Origin of the sequence: Microbacterium sp. B35-04 (assembly GCF_010634885.1) — a bacterium.
In the GTDB taxonomy this organism is placed as follows: domain Bacteria; phylum Actinomycetota; class Actinomycetes; order Actinomycetales; family Microbacteriaceae; genus Microbacterium.
In genome coordinates this window covers 1-510 of record NZ_MWLP01000166.1, presented here as the reverse complement: position 1 = coordinate 510, position 510 = coordinate 1, and the positions used below count along the sequence as shown (strand labels likewise).

At 67.1% G+C, this 510-nt stretch carries 1 protein-coding gene; it reads left to right on the top strand.

The features are described 5' to 3' along the window. Window positions 1-83 precede the first annotated feature (83 nt). Window positions 84-510 (top strand): Nramp family divalent metal transporter (locus B1729_RS20265; RefSeq protein ID WP_204318981.1); only part of this gene is annotated, 427 nt, incomplete at its 3' end.

Sequence of the window (510 nt, the reverse complement as noted above, 5' to 3'; positions counted from 1 at the left end):
TCGCTCAACGACCGGAACCACTTTTCGGTGAGTCGAAAAAAGGTTATGGTTTCGGTGTGCCGAAAACTGCCGAAGATGTCAGGATGCCGCCAGCTCCTGCCCGCCGCGCATCGATGCCGCGCCTGGCCTGGCTGATCGGGCCTGCCCTCGTGGCCGGCGTCGCGTATCTCGACCCGGGCAATGTCGCGAGCAATATGACCGCGGGCGCGCGGTACGGCTACCTCCTGGTCTGGGTCGTCGTACTCGGCAACGTCATGGCCTGGCTCATCCAGTACCTGTCAGCCAAGCTCGGCATCGTGACGGGCCGGAGCCTGCCCGAGACCCTGGGGCTCCGCATCCGCTCGAAATGGGGCCGCCGCGCCTACTGGCTGCAGGCCGAGCTCGTCGCGATGGCGACCGACATCGCCGAGGTGATCGGCGGGGCGGTCGCGCTGAACCTGCTGTTCGGCGTCCCCCTGCTCTGGGGCGGCGTGATCACGGGCACCGTGTCGATCACGCTGCTGCTGATCC